17 protein-coding genes are annotated in these 19,084 nt (G+C 67.8%); 6 read left to right on the top strand and 11 right to left on the bottom strand.

What is annotated here, in order from left to right; genetic code table 11:
• Positions 1-6: 6 nt before the first annotated feature.
• From ABD231_RS03550 to ABD231_RS03535, 4 genes are all read right to left on the bottom strand, one after another.
• Positions 7-921, bottom strand: coding sequence for a 1-phosphofructokinase family hexose kinase (locus tag ABD231_RS03550; RefSeq protein WP_344145073.1), 915 nt, complete (start codon positions 919-921; stop codon positions 7-9).
• Positions 909-2,039 carry an N-acetylglucosamine-6-phosphate deacetylase gene (gene nagA / locus ABD231_RS03545; protein WP_344145071.1) on the bottom strand — a complete coding sequence of 377 codons (1,131 nt, stop codon included), beginning with the start codon at positions 2,037-2,039 and terminating at the stop codon, positions 909-911. Before nagA ends, ABD231_RS03550 begins: the two co-directional genes overlap by 13 nt.
• On the bottom strand, positions 2,036-2,977 hold the full coding sequence (locus ABD231_RS03540) for an ROK family protein (protein ID WP_344145069.1): 942 nt from the start codon (positions 2,975-2,977) through the stop codon (positions 2,036-2,038). Before ABD231_RS03540 ends, nagA begins: the two co-directional genes overlap by 4 nt.
• An 87-nt stretch (positions 2,978-3,064) precedes the next feature.
• Positions 3,065-3,691 carry a TetR family transcriptional regulator gene (locus ABD231_RS03535; protein WP_344145067.1) on the bottom strand — a complete coding sequence of 209 codons (627 nt, stop codon included), beginning with the start codon at positions 3,689-3,691 and terminating at the stop codon, positions 3,065-3,067.
• 279 nt (positions 3,692-3,970) lie between these two features.
• Here ABD231_RS03535 and ABD231_RS03530 point away from each other — a divergent pair, with 279 nt between their 5' ends.
• On the top strand, positions 3,971-4,693 hold the full coding sequence (locus ABD231_RS03530; RefSeq protein ID WP_344145065.1) for a hypothetical protein: 723 nt from the start codon (positions 3,971-3,973) through the stop codon (positions 4,691-4,693).
• Here ABD231_RS03530 and ABD231_RS03525 read toward each other — a convergent pair.
• The 4 genes from ABD231_RS03525 to ABD231_RS03510 all read right to left on the bottom strand — a co-directional run bounded on the left by ABD231_RS03525 (position 4,690) and on the right by ABD231_RS03510 (position 7,544).
• A complete protein-coding gene (locus ABD231_RS03525) occupies positions 4,690-5,304 on the bottom strand; it encodes a CGNR zinc finger domain-containing protein (RefSeq protein ID WP_344145063.1) in 615 nt (204 codons plus the stop codon). The genes ABD231_RS03530 and ABD231_RS03525 overlap by 4 nt on opposite strands.
• A 4-nt stretch (positions 5,305-5,308) precedes the next feature.
• Positions 5,309-6,259, bottom strand: a complete 951-nt coding sequence (locus ABD231_RS03520) for an SPFH domain-containing protein (RefSeq protein ID WP_344145061.1) — start codon at positions 6,257-6,259, stop codon at positions 5,309-5,311.
• Positions 6,259-6,552 (bottom strand): hypothetical protein, encoded by a 294-nt coding sequence (locus ABD231_RS03515; protein ID WP_344145059.1) that lies wholly within the window; start codon positions 6,550-6,552, stop codon positions 6,259-6,261. Before ABD231_RS03515 ends, ABD231_RS03520 begins: the two co-directional genes overlap by 1 nt.
• Before the next feature lie 287 nt (positions 6,553-6,839).
• Positions 6,840-7,544: a TetR/AcrR family transcriptional regulator gene (locus tag ABD231_RS03510; protein ID WP_344145057.1), complete on the bottom strand. Its 705-nt coding sequence runs from the start codon at positions 7,542-7,544 to the stop codon at positions 6,840-6,842.
• Between the two features lie 104 nt (positions 7,545-7,648).
• On the opposite strand from ABD231_RS03510, the gene ABD231_RS03505 reads away from it, so the two are divergent.
• The gene (locus ABD231_RS03505) at positions 7,649-9,838 is read left to right on the top strand and encodes an MMPL family transporter (protein WP_344145055.1); all 2,190 of its coding nucleotides are present in this window, start codon (positions 7,649-7,651) and stop codon (positions 9,836-9,838) included.
• Here ABD231_RS03505 and pdxH read toward each other — a convergent pair.
• Together pdxH and ABD231_RS03495 are read right to left on the bottom strand one after the other, a co-directional pair.
• On the bottom strand, positions 9,790-10,428 hold the full coding sequence (gene pdxH, locus ABD231_RS03500) for a pyridoxamine 5'-phosphate oxidase (RefSeq protein ID WP_344145053.1): 639 nt from the start codon (positions 10,426-10,428) through the stop codon (positions 9,790-9,792). The two genes, ABD231_RS03505 and pdxH, sit on opposite strands and share 49 nt — an antisense overlap.
• A 310-nt stretch (positions 10,429-10,738) precedes the next feature.
• Complete coding sequence (locus ABD231_RS03495; RefSeq protein WP_344145051.1) at positions 10,739-12,259, bottom strand: hypothetical protein; 1,521 nt, start codon at positions 12,257-12,259, stop codon at positions 10,739-10,741.
• Positions 12,260-12,354: 95 nt separating this feature from the next.
• Between ABD231_RS03495 and ABD231_RS03490 the strand changes: the two genes are divergently transcribed.
• Positions 12,355-13,467 (top strand): citrate synthase 2, encoded by a 1,113-nt coding sequence (locus ABD231_RS03490; protein ID WP_344145049.1) that lies wholly within the window; start codon positions 12,355-12,357, stop codon positions 13,465-13,467.
• 12 nt (positions 13,468-13,479) lie between these two features.
• On the opposite strand, the gene ABD231_RS03485 is transcribed toward ABD231_RS03490, so the two are convergent.
• A complete protein-coding gene (locus tag ABD231_RS03485) occupies positions 13,480-14,238 on the bottom strand; it encodes an AraC family transcriptional regulator (protein WP_344145047.1) in 759 nt (252 codons plus the stop codon).
• 63 nt (positions 14,239-14,301) lie between these two features.
• Between ABD231_RS03485 and ABD231_RS03480 the strand changes: the two genes are divergently transcribed.
• The 3 genes from ABD231_RS03480 (at position 14,302) to ABD231_RS03470 (ending at position 18,852) form a co-directional block, all read left to right on the top strand.
• Positions 14,302-15,153 (top strand): phytanoyl-CoA dioxygenase family protein, encoded by an 852-nt coding sequence (locus ABD231_RS03480; protein WP_344145045.1) that lies wholly within the window; start codon positions 14,302-14,304, stop codon positions 15,151-15,153.
• Between the two features lie 100 nt (positions 15,154-15,253).
• Positions 15,254-16,378 carry a phosphoserine transaminase gene (gene serC, locus ABD231_RS03475; RefSeq protein ID WP_344145591.1) on the top strand — a complete coding sequence of 375 codons (1,125 nt, stop codon included), beginning with the start codon at positions 15,254-15,256 and terminating at the stop codon, positions 16,376-16,378.
• 17 nt (positions 16,379-16,395) lie between these two features.
• Positions 16,396-18,852 carry an excinuclease ABC subunit UvrA gene (locus ABD231_RS03470; RefSeq protein ID WP_344145043.1) on the top strand — a complete coding sequence of 819 codons (2,457 nt, stop codon included), beginning with the start codon at positions 16,396-16,398 and terminating at the stop codon, positions 18,850-18,852.
• The last annotated feature ends 232 nt before the right edge of the window (positions 18,853-19,084 follow it).

Genomic DNA, 19,084 nt, shown 5'->3' with positions numbered 1-19,084 from the left:
GTTCTCCTACTCCACAGACACTTGAGGTTGCCACCGGCGGTAGGCGGCCAGGTCGATGTCCCCGGCAACCGGTGTCAGCACGGCCGCCGCCGACGCGGCAACGGCAGACTTCAGGACGACGGACCAGTCGGGCTCGGCGGATTCAGCGATCGCGGCCGCGACAACCGCCGTACAGGCGTCGCCGGCGCCGGTCGGATTCCCGCTGACCTGCTCGACCGGGAGGGCACGCCAGACGCCCTTGTTGCTGGCAGCAACCATTCCGCGCGCACCGTCGGTGATGACCGCAGCGGTCGCGCCGAGCTCCACCAGTTGCCGCGCACCGTCCTCAACCCCAGCGTCACCAACAGCTTCGCGCAACTCGGCAGCGTTCGCGCGAACCACGGCACCCGCCTTCGCGGCCGCAATCAGCGCGTCCCCACCAGCATCAATCACGGTCAGTACGTCGTGATGCCGCGCGCGGACCGCGATCTCGGCATAAGCGTCGGCGGGCAGCCCGGGCGGGATACTGCCCGAACACGCCAGCACACCAAGGCGTCCCCACGGCATCCGCTCGCCGAATGCGCGCCACTCATCCGCGGAGATCGACGGACCGGCCTCATTGAAGATCGTCGCGTCACCGTCGACACCGTTGACGATGGCAACAGTCCGCCGGGTCTCGCCCCTGATCGGCGTCAGCAACGCGGTCAGCCCGGCATCGAACAACTCGGCAGCAACCGCTTCACCGGTAACCCCACCGACGAAACCGAGCACCAGCACCGGATGCCCGAGAGTGGAAGCGACGCGGGCGACGTTCACACCCTTACCGCCTGCACGGGATCGCACAGCGCCAACTCGATGGCTGCCACCAACCACCAGCTCGGAGACCTCGTACGTGACGTCGAGCGCCAAGTTGAGAGTGACAGTGCCGACTAGTCCAGCCATGCGCCGGCCCGCATCACCTTCTGGACGGCGTAATCGTCATCCAGCAGCACCAGGTCCGCACGACGCCCGGTCTCGATCGAACCGACGTCGTACCAGCCGAAGGCCTGGGCGGGTGTGGTCGAGGCCATCCGGGACGCGTCGACCAGCGAGGTCCCGGCCTTGACGGCGTTGCGGAAGGCAACGTCCATGGTCAAGGTGCTGCCGGCAATCGAGTGCGGGGGCTTGGAGAGTGTGGCCAGACCGTCCTTGACGTCAACCTCGAGGTTGCCGATCTTGTAGTGGCCGTTGCCCATCCCGGTCGCCTCCATCGCGTCGGTGATGAGCGCAATCCGGTGTACGCCGGCCGCGGCCAGCGCGACTCGCACGACCTGCGGATCCAGGTGCATCCCGTCGTTGATCACCTCGAGCAGCAACCGCTCGTCGTTGATCGCGGCACCCACCGGACCCGGATCGCGGTGATGGAACGGCCGCATCCCGTTGAACAAGTGCGTCGCGACCGTGGCACCCGCATCGGCGCCGGCGATCATCTGCTCGTACGTCGCATCGGTGTGCCCGAGCGCGGCCACGGCACCGGCGTCGACGACCTGGCGGATCGCGTCCAGCCCGTGTTCGAGTTCCGGAGCGATCGTCACCATCCGTACGACGTCGCTCAGCACCTTGGCCACGTCATCAGCGACCGGGTCCCGCAGCAGCGTCGGCTCGTGCGCACCGCACCGGGCCTCGGACAGGAACGGTCCTTCGAGGTGAACGCCGTTGATGATGCCGTCGGTGACCAGGTCAGCCAGACAAGCGGTCTGCGAGGCCAGCAGGTCCAGAGGCCCGGTGACCAGGCTGGCCATCGTGGTCGTCGTACCGTGCTTGGCGTGGAAGGCCGCGACCTTGCGCGCCTCCTCGGGATCGGTCGTCGAGTACGACGATCCGCCGCCGCCGTGGGTGTGAATGTCGACGAACCCCGGGACCACCGTCACGTCGCCGAGGTCCTCGGGCCGCTTGCCGTCGGCCGGCATCCCCTCGGACCGGCGGCCGTAGGCCAGGATGTCGGAGTCGACGACCTGGATCCAGGCACTCTCCAGCACGTCGTCCGGGGTGACGAGGCGTCCCACCCGATAGGTCGTCATGACTGCTCCTCGATCTCTTCCACTCGGTCCCAGGCGTAGAGCGCGGCGCCGAGGCAGCCGGCTTCCTCCCCCAGCACGGCGGCCACGATCTCCGGCTCGCGCTGGAACGTCAGGCGTGCGTGTACCCCGTCGCGCAGCGGCTGCAGCAGCGTCTCGCCGGCGCCGACCAGCCCGCCGCCGATCGCGATCCGGGTCGGCGCGACCAGGGTGGTGTAGAGGACGAGTGCGTCGACCAGGACGGTCAGGGCGTCGCGCCAGACCTCCGCGGCGATCTCGTCGCCGGCGGCGAGCAGCTCCAGCACCTCGCGGGAGCCATCCACGACTCGGCCCGAACGAGCGGCGTACCGGCGGGCCAGCGCGGCCGCGGACGCGACCGTCTCGAGGCAACCCCACTGGCCGCAGGCGCAGAGCTCAGCCGCGTCGCCGTGGATGAATCGGGTGTGGCCGAGTTCACCGGCATACCCGTCACCGCTGACGAGGCGGCCATCGATCACCATCGCGGCGGCGATGCCAGTACCGAGCGGCAGGAAGAGTGAGTTGCTGGTCCCCTTCAGCGCGCCCTGGCGGAGCTCGGCGTACCCGCCGGCCCGGACATCGTGCGCAAGCACGATCGGTACGTCGTCTCCGACCGCGGCGACCAGCTCCGTGCGGACCGGCGTACCGGCCCAGGCCAGGTTCTCGGCGACGACGGTTCCGGCCGCGGAGATGATGCCGGGCACCACCACACCGATCGCACGCACCCGGTGACCGTCCGCCGTGGCCTTCTGGCCGAGCTCGACGACGGTCTCCAGCAGTGCGTCGAGCACGGCGCGGCCCCCGGCGGCCCGGGGAGTCGGCCTGGTCTCCCGGTGCACAACGGCACCGTCGGCGGCGACCAGGCCGCACTTCATCCGGGTTCCACCGAGATCGACGGCAACCACGACTTCACTGGGGTCCACGGAGCGCCATTATGCAGCGTTACCCGGCAGTCCGAACATCCATGAGCATTCCTCGGACAGACCACTACTGCTTGTGGTCACGTGGTTTCAGCCGCGTAACCCTCGATCGAACGCCGCAACCAGGAACGCGATCAGGTTTTCGGCGAGCTTCCCCGGGTCCTCCAGTTCGGCGCCACCAGGTGCCGGCGTGAGCGCCTGCGACTGATGGAGAGCCAGCAGGCCGAGCATGTTCACGTACCCGAACGCGACTGCCTCGGACGCCGCGTGCGGCAAGGCCGTCCGCAACGCCGCCAGGTACCGCGCCTCGATCGGATCGGACTCGGCGACGTACAGCTCGCGAATCCGTTGGCTCGGATCGAACGCGATCCGTCCGATGAACCGCGCCACCACCGCACCGCGCTCACCGCGGCGCAGGACGAGGTCCAGACCGGGCTCGACGAACGCCCGGATCAGCTGCTCGGCCGACGGTGTTCCGATGGCCTCCAGCTGGTCCAGCCGGCGTCTGCGCTCGGTGTTGACCGGCGCCATCGCGCGCGCCACCGCCGCCCGCAGCAACGCTTCCTTCGAGCCGAAGTGATAGTTGACGGCCGCGATGTTCGCCGCCGCGGCGACGGTGATCGCGCGCAGCGAAGTTCCTTCGTATCCCCCTTCGCCGAACCGCTGCTCGGCGACGTTGAGCAATCGTTCCCTGGTCGATTCGACCGGTGTCTCCACAGAGTTCTCCTTCCCCCCAGCCACCACTCGCGCAGGCACCCCACCTGCTCACGGGCCGTAGCCTGCAGTCAGCATAGTTCAAACGGTCGTTTGAATCAGAGGCCTCAGCGCATTCTTTTCCGAGAAATCCTCAGATCTCTCTGAAATCCTTTTCCTTCCCACCACTCCCCCGCCTCACACCTGCCACACCCAACGGACTACGGAGTCTCCGAAGTCCGCTTGAAATACCTGTTGGGGTGCCTGGAGTTTGCCCGGCGCACGTGACTAGGGTCGGTGGCCATGACTTCGGTGCGGATTGAGCGGCGGTTTCAGGGGCCGGCTAGGTCTGGGAACGGTGGGTATGTCGCGGGATTGGCCGGTACGGCGCTCGCCGGGGTGCTCGCGGATGACCTGGTACCGCAGGTGACGCTGCGGGTTCCGCCGCCGATGGAGATCGACCTCGAGCTCGTGGTGAGCAGCACGGGCGCGCAGTTGCGGTACGGCGAGCAGTTGGTGGCCGGCGCCGTACCGGTCCCGGCGGACTTCCTGGCCGACGCGACGATCGACCCGGTGTCGTTCGAGGAGGCGCGCAGGGCGGAGGCGGGGTACCGGGGGTTGACGAAGCATCCGTTCCCGAGTTGCTTCGTCTGCGGACTCGAGAACCCGCGTGGGCTGCAGCTGAAGCCGGGTCCGGTGGGCGACGGCCGGACGGCGTGCACGTGGACGCCTGCGACCGACCTGGCGAGTGACGGGCTGGTGGACCCGGTGTTCCTGTGGGCGGCACTGGACTGCCCGAGCGGATGGGCGATCGACCTGGAGGGCCGGCCGTCGGTTCTCGGTCAGCTCACAGCCTGCGTGGACGCACAACCGCAGCCCGGCGAGGAGTGCGTTGTGATGGGACAGCTGCGGGAGCTGAATGGTCGCAAGACGCTGACCGCCAGCACCCTCTACGACTCCGACGGCCGGGTTCTGGCGCGTGCGCGGGCGACCTGGATCCAGGTCGATCCGGCTCTGTTCAACTAGCGCGTGCGGGCCGCGTGGGCCCGGACCTTGGCGCGGTTGCCGCAGGTCGCCATCGAGCACCAGCGGCGACGACCGCGCGAATCGAGGAACAACCAGCCGCAGCCAGGACACGTCCGCACGTGCGACCGCTCGGGGCTCGTAAGCAGCTCGGCGGCCAACAGAGCTAGCCGATCGAGCGGCCTCGCTAGATCCTCGGGCAGCTCCCAGGTTGCCCCGTCGTCCTCAGTGCGGACGAACTGGCGGCGGCCGGATGCCCGCTCGATCACCCGGGCGACTGCCTCGAACGGTCCGTCGGTCTCATCCGCGCGCCCGGTCAGTACGTCGTACAGGTCGATCCGGAAGTCGAGTGTCGCGGTCAGCCGGCGGGCCGCCTCGGTCGGGCGGCCGCCGGCCTGTTCGATCAGCCGGAAGACCGCCGCCGGCGACAGCAGGCCGACGGCGGAGTTCCAGATCAGGAACGCCTCGTACGACGTCAGCCACTCGGTCCGGGCCGGGCCACGGGTGATCCAGTCGGACCGGGTGTTGACGAAGTCGAGCACCGGATGCGCGCCGACCGGCTTGGGCAGGACAACACCCTGCACCAGCTCCAGATGCGACGGCAGCGCGCTCATGGGATCAGCGGTCCGCTGGGACGGTCGCCGTACCGGTCGGGACGCTGACCGGGGTGCCCTGTGGGATGACCATGAACTGGATCTTGCCGGATTCGATCGCGGTCTTCAGCAGGTAGCCCTGGGCACCCAGCATCTGGACCTGCTTCTTCACCGACTCCAGCTCGACGTTGACCCGCTGGTTCGTCTGCTCCTGGGTGGCCTTGGCGAGCTCGGCGCGCTGCTTGGCCTCGAGGCCGTCGATGATGCCCTTGTCCAGCGGGGTCGGCTTCTGCACCGTGAAGGACAGCTCGCCACACGCGTTGTTGCCGTTGTACGCCGGGCCACAGAAGTAGTCACCGCCGACCGCAGCCGGCAGCAGCCGGGTGAACTCCTTCGACGCGGCGGTCTGGAACTCCGACTTCTTCGCCTCGTTGTTGTACAGCTCGGCCCACACGTAGTTGGTCGCGACCGCGGACAGCGCCCGGTCGATCTGCGGCCGGAAGTAGGACTGGAGCATGTCGTTCCAGCCGCGGTCGGTGTAGGCGTCGGTCTTCAGGCCGATCCGCTCGTGGAAGGACTTGATGGTGTCCTCGGTCCGGTTCAGCGTGAAGTAGACCTGGACCCGGACGCCGAGCCGCACGTTGTCCTTGCTGACGACCGTCACCTCGTCGCCGGCGTCGGTGTCCGCACCGGCACCGCCGATGATGTACGAGCGCTGGTCGATCGGGTAGGCGTAGACCGTGTCACCCGGTCCGATCAGGCTGTTGGTCGAACCCGGCGGGATGATCGACTTGAACTTCTTGTCCTCGACCACGCCACCGCCGTAGTGCAGGCCGATCTTGTTCGCGTCGGTGTCGGCGAAGTTGAAGATGTTGAACAGCGCGATGATCACGATGACCGTGACGATCCCGCCGCCGATCAGCTTCCCCTTGACCCCGCCACCCGACTTGACCGCGGTGGTCCCCAGCTTTGCCATCAGTCCTCTAGCTCCTTGCGTTCCACCAGTCGCCGGACATCGGCGAGGGTCAGATCGGCGGTGACCGCGACATCGCGCGGTACCGACGGATGGGAGCTGAGCGTACGCAAACCCTGCTCCGCAGCCGAAACCGCCCGCTCGAGTGACCTGACCTCGCGCAGTAACGCCCGATGCTCGACGTTCATCTCGGCCAGGGCACGCTCTGCCTGGGCGGCCCGGCGGTACGACGCCCACGCGAACCAGCCGGTTCCGACCAGCAACAGGATGACGGGCAGACCGAGTCTGAAGACCATGCCCGAGATTGTCGTTCATCCCAGGGCGAAAAACAGTTGAACGGCCTCGCCGGGCGACGTAGATTTTCGGTACACGCGAAGGGAGGTGGTCCTAAGAATGAATTCTTACCGGACTCGTGAGGTGGCGGCGGGCTGACCGCCAACCACTAGCTTTTGGGCAAGTGGTCGGCCAATCCAACGCCGCCACCGGACCCGCGGGTAGTCAGGTAGTCCGCCTGACCCTGGACCACTGCCATCCGGTAGTGGCCTGGAAGCGCCCGCGGGTTTCTTTTTTTGAACCAGCACAGCTATTCAGGTACGGGACAGTCGAGGCCCATGGCCAGGCCGATCTCGTAGAGCTGAGCCTCGAAGTACGCCGCCGCGTCCGGCAGGACCCAGTGCAGCTGGCCGAAGACCTCCATGCAGATCAGGCCGTAGAGCCGCGTCCAGTAGGTCAGGCCCAGGTAGATCGCACCCGGCGGCATGCCGTGGAAGGCCGTGGCCTCGTCGCTGAGCTGGGCGACGAGCTTGGTGCCGAGGACCTCGTCCGGCGGATACGGGAACGGCTGCGCGTGCCAGATCTGCGCCACCAACTCCTTGAACAGCGCCCCGAACCGCATCGCGGCCTGGTGACCAGGAGTGTCGTCGTGATCGTCGGCCTCCGGATTCGGGACCGTCGTCCCGAACAGCAGGGCGAACTCGGCCGGATGTGCCAGCGCCCAGTCCCGCAGACCGTTGGCGAGCAGATAGAGCTGTGCGCCGAGATCACCCTCCCCGTCGCAGCTGAGCTCCATCAGCGCGGTCGTGAGTTCGTCGTACAGGTCGGCGACCAGCTCGGTGAGCAGGGCTTCGTGGCTCGGGAAGTAGCGGTACAGCGCGGGCGCGGTGAGGTTCACCTCGCGGGCGACGGCGCGCAGGCCGATCGCCGCGACGCCGCCACTGACCAGCAGCCGGCGCGCGGCCCGCTTGATCTCGGCCAGCGTCGCCGCTCGCGCCTCGTCACGCCGATTCATCCACACACTCCTTGACACCGTCGAACCTTGAGTGAACACTGTTAACAGTTAACGCTGTTCACTCAATCTTTCCGCCTGAACTTTACGCCCTTCGGGAGAGTTTCGTGTTCGAGACGCTCGGCCACTTCAGCTACCGGCGGCGCCGTCTGGTGCTCGCCCTGACCGCCGCCTTCATCGCCCTCGGGGTGATCTGGGGCACCGGCGTCTTCGGCTCGCTCGCGAACGGCGGCTTCGACGCCCCCGACACCGAGGCCGCCAACGCCGTCGCATCCATCGAGCAGAACGTCGGCCGCACCGGCACCGACGTGGTCGTGCTCTACCGCAGCCCGGACCAGACCGTCGCCGACCCCGGATTCCGGTCCGCGGTCGAGCGGGACCTGGCCGAGCTTCCGACGAACGACGTACTGCGAGCGACGACGTACTGGAGCACGAAGTCGCCTGTGTTCGTGTCGAAGGACCAGCACAGCACGTACGCCGTACTGACGCTGGCCGGCGCGACTCCGGAGGAGCGGCTGGAGACGTTCCACCGGATCGCCGATCAGGTTCGGAGCGGACCGGCCGGGCTGGACACCAAGGTGGGCGGTGAGGTCGCGGTCTTCGACGAGGTGAACACGCAGACCGAGGAAGACATCGTTCGGGCCGAGACGATCTCGATGCCGATCGTGCTGGTACTGCTGGTCGTCGTGTTCGGCGGCCTGGTCGCCGCCTCACTGCCGTTGTTCGTCGGCGCGCTAGCGATCCTCGGTGCGTTCGTGCTGCTGCGCGGGTTGTCCGCGGTCACCGACGTCTCGATCTTCTCGATCAACATCGTCACGATGATCGGGCTCGGGCTCGCGATCGACTATGCGCTGTTCATCGTCACCCGGTTCCGTGAAGAGCTTGCCAAGGGCAATGATGTCGAGACGGCACTGACCACGACGATGGCCACGGCCGGCCGGACGGTCGCGTTCTCCGGCGTCACGGTCGGGGTGGCGATCGCCAGCCTGGCGTTGTTCCCGGTGATGTTCCTGCGTTCGATGGCGTACGGCGGGGTCGCGGCGGTCGCGGTCGCGATGATCGCCGCGCTCACCGCATTGCCCGCCCTGCTGGCTGTCCTGGGCCACCGCGTGAACAACCTGCAGGTACCTTTCCTGCGGCGGCGGTCGACCGCGGCGGATCACCACGGAGCGTGGTACCGACTCGCGCAAAGCGTGATGCGGCGGCCGGTGCGCTACGTGCTGGTCCTCGTTCCGCTATTGCTCGTGCTCGGAATCCCTTTCCTGCAAGCACAATTGGGCGGGGTCGACCACCGCGCCTTGCCGTCGGGCGCCACCTCGCGGACGGTGACCGAGACCCTGCAGCGCGACTTCGCCGGGGCCGGTGGATCGGATGTGTTCGTCGCGGTTCGCTTCGACCAGGCGCCGACCGACCCGGCGGTGGCACTGCAGCCCTATCTGGCTTCGCTCAAGCAGATCGCCGATGTTGAAGATGTTCGGATCGGCGGCTTCAAGAACGGCGTCGCCGAGGTGGTCGTGCACACGCATTACACCGCGCAGGAGCTGCCTGCCCGTGATGTTGTCCACGCGGTGCGCGCCGTCGAACCACCTTCCGGGACGACCGCCCAGGCCGGTGGTGAGACAGCCGCGCTGATCGACCTACTGGACGTGCTGGCGGAGCGAGCGCCGTACATGGGTGGTTTCGTCATCCTGGCCACGTTCCTGCTGCTGTTCCTTGCCTTCGGCTCCTTTGTGCTTCCGCTGAAGGCGCTGCTGATGAACGTGCTGTCGCTATCGGCGGCGTTCGGGGCGATGGTGTGGATCTTCCAGGACGGTCATCTGTCCGGGCTGCTCGACTTCACGCCGGCCGGGTTCCTCGACGCGACCAACCCGGTGCTGTTGTTCGCGATTCTGTTCGGGTTGTCGATGGACTACGAGGTGTTCCTGCTCAGCCGGATTCGCGAGGAGTACGACCGGACCGGCGACAACACCCAGGCGGTTGCGCTCGGGCTGCAGCGCACCGGCGGGATCATCACCAGCGCAGCACTGCTGCTGGTGATCGTGGTCGGGGCGTTCTCGACCTCGGGGATCGTGTTCGTGAAGATGATCGGGGTCGGGCTGGTGATCGCGATCGCCCTCGATGCAACGGTGGTCCGGGCACTGCTGGTGCCGGCGACCATGCGGTTGCTCGGCCGGGTGAACTGGTGGGCTCCGGCGCCGCTGGTCCGTTGGTGGGACAAGTACGGCATCCGCGAGTCGTCCGAACCTCCTCAGGGCTGGAGCCGCACCAACTCCCACGAAGAGCTGGTACGCCGATAGGCCAGGCGGTCGTGCAGGCGACCGACCCGGCCTTGCCAGAACTCGAACGCCTGCGGGTCGACCCGATACCCACCCCAGAAGTACGGCGTCGCAATCTCGGTGCCCTCGGGCCATTGCCGCTCGTACGACGCGTACTGCAGATCCAGCTCGGCCCGGGATTCCACCGGCTGGCTCTGCTGCGAGGCCCAGGCACCGAGCTGGGACTCGCGGGGGCGGGCGGCGAAGTAGGCGTCGACCTCCTCGCTGGGCAGCTTGCTGACTGTGCCCTCGATCCGAACCTGGCGCTCCATCGCGTGCCACGGGAAGACGAGGGCGCAGTACGGATTGGCCGCTAGGTCGTCTGCCTTCCGGGACTGCTGGTTCGTGTAGAAGACGAACCCGCGCTCGTCGAGGCCCTTCAGCAGGACAGTCCGCGCTGAGGGCCGGCCGTCGGCATCGGCGGTCGCCAGCACCATCGCATTCGGTTCGGTGATCCCAGCCTCGGTCGCCTGGGCAAGCCAAAGCCCGAACTGCGCGATCGGGTCCGCATCCAGCTGCTCCTCGAGCAACTCGCCCAGCCCGTACGTCTTCCGCATCTCACCCAGATCCACGCACCCGACATTACTGCGCCCGGGTGATCCCGCCCGGTGACCCCGCCCGGTGACCCCGCCCGGTCAACGGTCCGGCCGACCCCTGACCGACCCCCATGCCCAAAGGTGGGTCGCCTTCTCTTTGTGCACGAGATCCAACTTTGTGTACCCACCAGTCATTTTCGAAGGCTCCGCGTGGTTGGTGGGTACACAAAGATGAGCGAGGTGCACAAAGAGCAGCCGGGTGGTTGGGGAGTGGGGGGCTGCTCTTTGGGGGCGCTCGGCGGAGGTAGGTGGGGGTGGGTGGGTGAGGGCGGAGGTGGGTGGGGTGTTAGTGGGGGTGTTTGCGGGTGAAGGTGGGGATGAGGCGGGCTCGGCGGGGTTTTGGGGTGGGTTGCTGGGGTGGGAGGGTGCGGGGCGGTGCGGTCATGGGGCGGATGAGTTCGGGGAGGTGGTTGTTGACCTCGGTGAGGTGGAGGCCGAAGGTGGCGCGCCAGAGGGCGCGGCGGAGGATCATCTCGGCGGCGGATGAGCTCGCGCCGGCGACCGAGGCGGCCCACAGCGTGCTGAGGGCTCGCTCGTCGAAGCCCTCGACTGCGAGCAGCATCGATTCGATCCGATCCCGGTCGGGCGCATCGGCCACCCGGCGCGGCCGTGGCAGTCGTTTGAGCGGACGGGTCTGTTGTTCAACCGGTACGGCGTTCGCGAACGCTGCACGGATGGACTGCGGAAGCAGTTGTGGCGACACGGCACCCGCCGTACGACCCCGGCGGATTTGTTCCACCAGGTAGAAGTAGTCGAGCATCTTCGCGTCTTCGATCCCCCCGCGGACCGCGTCGCGCAGTACTTGCTCGATCTGAACGCCGACGGCCGCCCGCGCCGCCTCGGACGGGCCGGTCGCCGGGACCAGGGTCGTCTCCAGGTGCCGGCCGAAGACCTGCAGTTTTGCGGGCAGGGGCAGGGCGTTCACTGTCGGCAGGTCGGCCGGGTAGTAGTGGCCATAGGCAACGGTGACTTCCGCGCCCTCGGTGGGAACAGGGGCGTACAGATCGTGAGCCTGGCCTTCTGAGTGCCGGTGCCAGGTGAGTGCGTGGTCGATGAGGTTCGGTAGCGGCGGTGCGGGCGTCTCCGGGGCCTGCGGGCCGAGCGGCCAGAGGCGGTTGATGGAGTCGGTCAGGTCGTCCGCCGGCTCGTCGACTGTGTCGGTCAGCCACAAGGAGCTCGGTTCGATGCGGCTGGTGGTCTGGCGATGGAGCTTGCCGTCGGCCACGATGTGCGTCGCGCCGGGGACGGCCAGCACCCCTTCGTACGGCGTACTGTCGCCCATGAACCAGCCGCAAGCCGCAGCGAACGCCCAGCCCCGCGGTGAGGCTGCGGCGGCTACACCAGCGAACAGCAGGGCAGCGACCGGGCGGTTGCTCCACACCCAGCCGTCCGGCAGCCGGACCTGGTAGAGCTGGCCCAGACCGGCAGAGTCGGTGAACAGCTCCAGACGGTCGTCGTCCAGCACTGCCATGGTGAACGGTGGGGCCAGCTCAATGAAAGCCTCCGGCGAACGACGTACTGCCTCGGCCAGCGGACCAGGCGCGTCAGCCGGCGCGATGTCACCGACCACGCGCTCGTAGCCGACCGGAGTGTGCAGGCTGGCGACCCGCACGTTCCCCGTCTCGTGCCACGACGGCCACAGCGTGTTGCGGTCGCTGCTGCCCCACAGGTGCAGGCCGTGGGTGCTGCCGTCGTGGCCCCAATGCGCTGCGCTGTCTGCGTAATAGGCCTCCACCCGGGCCGCTCCCTCGGCTGCGCGAGCCGCGGAGTCGGGCCGGTGAAAGGCGTAGGCGACCAGGGTTTCCACGCTCTACTCGATGCGATTAGGGCCACGAAAGTTATCCGTGGGTGACTTCGGAGAACTATGCTGCCTGGGCGCCAATATGAGGACGAGGGAGTGGTATGTCAGATCCGAAGACCGAGGTGCAGCACGGGCTGGAGGGTGTGATCGCGTTCGACACGCAGATCGCCGAGCCGGACAAGGAAGGGTCGGCGCTGCGCTATCGCGGCGTGGACATCGAGGACCTGGTCGGCCGGGTGCCGTTCGAGAACGTCTGGGGCCTGCTGGTCGACGGAGCGTTCACCCCGGGCCTGCCGCCCGCGGAACCGTTCCCGCTGCCGGTGCACACCGGTGACGTGCGGGTCGATGTCCAGTCGGCGCTCGCCATGCTCTCCCCCGCCTGGGGACTGCGCCCGCTGTACGACATCGACGACGTACAGGCTCGTGAGGACCTGTCTCGCGCCGCGGTGATGGCACTGTCCTACGTGGCCCAGGCCGCGCGGGGTATCGGGCAGCCGATGGTGCCGCAGCGTGAGGTGGACAAGGCGAAGACCATCACCGAGCGGTTCATGATCCGGTGGCGTGGTGAACCGGATCCCAAGCATGTGAAGGCGGTCGACGCGTACTGGACGTCCGCGGCCGAGCACGGCATGAACGCCTCCACGTTCACCGCCCGGGTGATCGCTTCGACCGGCGCCGATGTCGCGGCCGCCCTGTCCGGTGCTGTGGGTGCCATGTCCGGCCCACTCCATGGTGGCGCACCGGCCCGGGTACTGACGATGATCGAGGGTGTCGAGCGCAGCGGTGACGCCCGTTCGTACGTGAAGGGTCTGCTGGACGCCGGCGAGCGGCTGATGGGCTTCGGACACCGCGTGTACCGGGCCGAGGACCCGCGCGCCCGCGTGCTCCGCCGTACGGCGCGTGAGCTGGACGCACCGCGGTACCAGGTGGCCGAGGCGTTGGAGCAGGCCGCGCTGGCCGAGCTGCGCGAGCGGCGGCCGGACCGGGTGCTGGAGACCAACGTCGAGTTCTGGGCAGCCATCGTGCTGGACTTCGCCGAGGTCCCGCCGCCCATGTTCACGTCGATGTTCACCTGCGCGCGGACGGCCGGCTGGAGTGCGCACGTGCTGGAGCAGAAGCGCACCGGGCGGCTGATCCGCCCGTCGGCGATCTACTCCGGCCCGGGCACGCGTCCGGCCGACTCCATCGAGGGCTGGGACCCGGCCTGGGCCTAGTGCTCCCTGGCCCTAGTGTTCTTGGCTGGGGCTGCGGCCGGTGCGTTGCTTGTACTGGCGGCTGAAGTACGGAACGTCTGTGTAGCCGAGAGCGGTGGCGGTCTGCGTGACCGTCATCCCGCTCTCGGTCAGCAACTGGTGTGCACGGTCGATGCGGGCCTGGATCAGGTACTGCGCCGGTGACATCCCGAACTGTTTTGTGAACCGTCTCGTGAACTGTGCCCGAGACAGTGCGGCCTTGTGGGCCATCTCCCCGACTGTCCAGTCCCGGCCCGGGTCCTGGCGGAGCTGGCGAGCCACCTCGTCAACCTGTGCATCGGTATTTGGGCGGGTGAGGTTGTGGACCGCGTCCCAGATCAGTCCGATCAGCTGCTCGAGACAGAGTTCGGCCTGTCGCCGCCCGAGCGCGTCACCACGCCGGTACGCCGAATCGCTCGTCCGCGCGAGCACATTCAGCAGCTCGCGGTCCATGACTTCGCCCCAGCGCGGTTCCGGGACCACGCCGTACTGGCTGGTCTCGAAGTGCATGCCGAACACCAGCAACCGTCTCCGTGGGTCGTGAGTCGCCCGGGGCGCGTCTCCTGGCTGGAAGACCGCACAGGCGCCGGGGCTCAGGTCTTGGTGGGCGCCGTCGAGCTCCATGTGGCCGCGGCCGTCCAGGACACACCACAGCAGGTGGTCTGCCAGTTTCGGCGATACCCAGGACCAGTTGGGTTCGCAGCGCCAGAAGGTCGGTGGGGACAGCCGGGTCAGCGGCAGCGGATGCAACAAAAGTCCAACTCCTTGCATGGATCTTCCGTGGCTCAGCTCCAGTGTGGACCGGAGAATTGAATCATGGTGAGTGATTCGTACAAGCAGGATTTCGAGCGGGACGGTTACACACTGGTGCGCGGGCTGTTCGGAGCCGATGAGGCCTCGCAGTTGCGGGAGCACTACATGGTGCTTCGGAAGCGCGGGTCGTACTCCGGCGACGAGTCCGGCGTACCAGTTGATTTAGGGGCGGCCAACAGTCGCGATCCGCTGCGGCGGTACCCCCGGATGGCGCAGATGCACCGCTGGGACGACGTGTCGCTGCAGTGGCTCATCGACTCGCGCATCGACGAGGTGATGACCGCGCTGCTGGACATGTCGCCGTACGCGGTGCAGACGATGCTCTACTTCAAGCCGCCGGGCTCGCGCGGGCAGGCGCTGCACCAGGACAACTTCTACCTGAAGGCGGAGCCGGGGACCTGTGTAGCGGCCTGGATGGCGCTCGACCGGGTCGACGAGGCGAACGGGTGTCTCCAGGTCGTGCCGGGTAGTCACCGGTGGCCGATCCTGTGCACCGAGAAGGCGGACACCACGGTGAGCTTCACCGATGTGACAGTGCCGCTGCCGGCGCCGGATGCCGCCGTACCGGTCGTTATGGAGCCTGGTGACGTGCTGTTCTTCCATGGCGCGCTGGTACACGGGAGTGCACCGAACGTGACCGAGGACCGCTTCCGGCGTGCTCTGATCGGTCATTACATCCAGGGCGAGGCGTCGAAGGTCGCGTCGTACTATCACCCGGCGCTGCGGATGGACGGCTCTCCGCTCACGCTGGACGTCGCCGAGGGCGGCGGGGCGTGCGGTGAGTGGACCGACGGTCCGGACGGGCCGGTCGCCGTACTGACCGGGACCCAGGTGATCGAGCGCAAACACGAGTGAGGTTGAGACCGGGAGCGGGCCCGGCATGGCACTGTGGGATGATGTGGATGCTGACAGCGTCGTCGGCGCAGAACTTGCCAGACGACGAAGGGAACCGCTGGTGACCAGCGACATCGTTCTTCCTGCTGAGCTCAAGCCCGTTGACGGCCGCTTCGGCGCCGGACCGTCCAAGGTCCGCCCGGAGGCCGTCGCCGCCCTCGCGACCGAGGGCGCCAAGCTGCTCGGCACCTCGCACCGCCAGGCCCCGGTGAAGAACCTGGTGGCCCGCGTACAGCAGGGTGTCTCCGACCTCTTCCAGCTGCCCGAGGGCTACCAGGTGGTGCTCGGCAACGGTGGCTCGACCGCCTTCTGGGACATCGCGACGTTCGGGCTGATCCGCGAGCGCAGCCAGCACCTGAGCTTCGGTGAGTTCTCCTCGAAGTTCGCCAAGGCCGCGCAGCTGGCCCCGCACCTCGGCGACCCGACCGTCGTGAAGTCCGACCCGGGTACCCGTCCGGTCGCTGTGGCCGAGGCCGGCATCGACCTGTACGCGTGGCCGCACAACGAGACCTCCACCGGAGTGATGGCCCCGATCAAGCGGGTCGCGGGCGCCGACGCCGACGCGCTGGTCGCGATCGACGCCACCTCGGGCGCCGGCGGCCTGCCGGTCGACATCACCGAGGCCGACGTCTACTACTTCGCCCCGCAGAAGTGCTTCGCCGCCGACGGTGGCCTGTGGATCGCCGTCATGTCGCCGGCCGCGCTCGCCCGGGTCGAGGAGATCACCGCCTCCGGCCGCTGGATCCCGGCGTTCCTGGACCTGGCCACCGCGGTCGACAACTCGAGCAAGCACCAGACGTACAACACGCCGTCGCTGGCCACGCTGTTCCTGATGGCCGAGCAGACCGACTGGATCAACAACCAGGGCGGCCTGGAGTGGAGCGTCGCGCGCACCACCGACTCGAGCAACCGGCTCTACAACTGGGCCGAGAAGTCCGACTACGCCACGCCGTACGTCGTCGACCCCGACGCCCGCTCGCTGGTCATCGGCACCATCGACCTGGACGACTCGATCGACGCGGCAGCCGTCGCCAAGACCCTGCGCGCCAACGGCGTCGTCGACACCGAGCCCTACCGCAAGCTCGGCCGCAACCAGCTCCGCGTCGCCATGTTCCCGGCGGTCGACCCGGACGACGTCGAGAAGCTCACCCAGTCGATCGACTACATCGTCGACAAGCTCAAGTAAGTCCCTACGATGGGCCCATGCACTGGGGCGAAGAAGTCGCAGTACGGGGAGCACGGGTCCACAATCTGAAGAACGTCGACGTCGACATACCGCTGCGCCAGCTGGTGGCGCTGACCGGTGTGTCGGGGTCGGGGAAGTCCTCGCTGGCCCTCGGTGTCCTGTACGCCGAGGGCTCGCGTCGTTATCTGGAAGCGTTGTCGACGTACACGCGGCGGCGGTTGTCCCAGGCCGCTCGTGCGGATGTCGATGCGGTGGACGGTGTGCCAGCGGCGATCGCGCTGCACCAGCGCCCTGCGGTGCCGGGAGTGCGCAGCACATTCGGTACGGCGACTGAGCTGCTGAATGCACTTCGGTTGATGTACTCGCGGTTGGGCGCGCACCTGTGTCCCCGCGGACACCGCGTCGCGGCAACGATCGAGATCGCGTCGACCGGGCTGCTGACATGTCCGGTGGATGGCGAACGGTTCGCCGTACCGGGGGCTGAGGATTTTGCCTTCAATGGCGACGGGGCTTGCGAGACGTGCGGTGGGACTGGTGAGGTTCGGCAGATCGATCAGGGCACGCTGGTGCCGGACGAGTCGCTGACGATCGACGATGGTGCGGTCGTGGCTTGGGGATCGTTCGGGGCGAGTCTGTTGCCGCAGGTGGTTGCTCAGCTCGGCGTGCGGACCGACGTACCGTTCTCGCAGCTGACTGATGCTGAGCGGGAGACGATCTTTCGGGGCGCCGAGACCAAGCGCCTGGTGGTTGTCACGAGCAAGAAAGGTAACGCCTTCGAGCTCAACGCGACGTACCGGAACGCCAACCGGGTCGTCCAGGACGCGTTGGACAACGCGCAGAGCGAGAAGACGGTGGCGCGGCTGGACCGGTTCGTCCGGGTGGGCGCGTGTCCGACGTGCGGTGGTTCGCGGCTGAACGCGCGTGCGCGGTCGGTGCTGCTGAACGACGTACCGCTCGATGTCTTGTCGTCGTGGAGTCTTACGTCTGTGACTGACTTCATTCGTAAGCTCCCTGTGCCAGTTGAGCTCTCGCGGATGGCTCAGCAGATCGCTGCGGCGTTCACCACGACCGCAGAACACCTGCTGGGACTCGGTCTTGGGTACCTGTCGCTCGACCGCGCCTCCCGCACGCTCTCGACGGGCGAACTGCAGCGGGTGCAGCTTGCCCGGACTTTGCGGAGCAGCGCGACCGGCTTGCTATACGTCCTGGACGAGCCGTCGGTCGGTCTGCACTCGAGCAACATCGACGCCCTGATCGACGTCGTACGGCGACTGGTCGCGACTGGCAACTCCGTGGTGCTCGTGGACGACGACGTCCGCGTACTGCGGCATGCGGACTGGCTGGTTGAGATCGGGCCGGGCGCTGGTTCGCACGGCGGCGAGATCGTTGCCACTGGCACCGTTTCTTCGGTGGAGGCTGCTGATTCTTCGTTGATCGGCGGGTTCCTGAGCGGGGCGGAGCCGGTGGTGGTTCGGCCGCAGGTGCCTGCGGAGGAGACCTTCGCGCACGGGCGGATCCGGCTCTCGACGTCACCGCACTTCACGCTGCACGCCCTCGAAGCGTCGTTTCCCCTGCGGCGGCTCACCGCAGTGACCGGTGTCTCCGGGTCCGGCAAGACCACACTCGTCCTCGACAGCCTCGCGTCGGCACTCCTCGGTCACGCCCCCGCACATGTTCGAGGACTCGATGCGGGCGGTATCGAACGAACCGTCGTCGTCGACGCGGCCCCGATCGGACGCAACGTTCGCTCGACAGTGGCGACGTACAGCAACATCCTCGACGACCTCCGCCGCGCCTACGCGGCGACTCCCGAGGCCGGGGCTCTCGGCCTGACCGCGGCCGACTTCTCCTACAACACCGGCAGTCTCCGTTGCCCACAATGCGAAGGCACCGGCCAGATCTCACTCGACGTCCAGTTCCTCCCCGACGTCGACATCCCCTGCCCCCTCTGCGCAGGTACCCGCTACAGCCCCGCCGCCGACGCCATCACCCTCGACGGCCTCACCATCCCCCAGGCCCTCGCACTCACCATCGAACAAGCCCGCACCGCCTTCCCCCACCTACGCAAAGTCCAGTCCCGCCTCCGCACCCTCGACGAGATCGGCCTCGGCTACCTGATCCTCGGCGAAGCCACCCCAGCCCTCTCCGGCGGCGAAGCCCAACGCCTCAAACTCGTAGCCGACCTCGAGAAGCCCCAGTCCAACACCCTCTTCATCTTCGACGAACCCAGCGTCGGCCTACACCCCGCCGACATCCGCGTCCTCCTGGCCGTCCTCGACCGCCTCATCACCGCCGGCGCCACAGTCATCGTCATAGAACACGACCTCGACCTCATCGCCAACGCCGACCACATCATCGACCTAGGCCCCCAAGGCGGCACCGCCGGCGGCCGCATAGTCGCCGCCACCACCCCCACCAACCTCCCCACCCACCCCCAAAGCCTCACCGGCCGCTACCTAACCCCCACCCCCTGACCGCCCCCACCCACGCGCCAGCCCCCACTCACCACCCCACGCGGTGCAGGTCGCCGCCCGCACTCCTCGATCCACGTGACCCAGATCGCACCGCCCGCACTCACCAACCGTTCACGGCGCGGGGCGGACCGCCCCCACTCACCAACCGTCCGCGACGCAGGTCGGACCGCCCCACTCACCAACGTTCCGCAGGCAGGCCGGACCGCCCCCACTCATCAACCCCCGGCGACCC

The sequence above is a fragment of the Kribbella yunnanensis genome (assembly GCF_039529655.1).
Taxonomy (GTDB): Bacteria; Actinomycetota; Actinomycetes; order Propionibacteriales; family Kribbellaceae; genus Kribbella; species Kribbella yunnanensis.
Note: the sequence above shows the minus strand (reverse complement) of the source record. Positions and strands in the feature narration are given on the sequence as shown.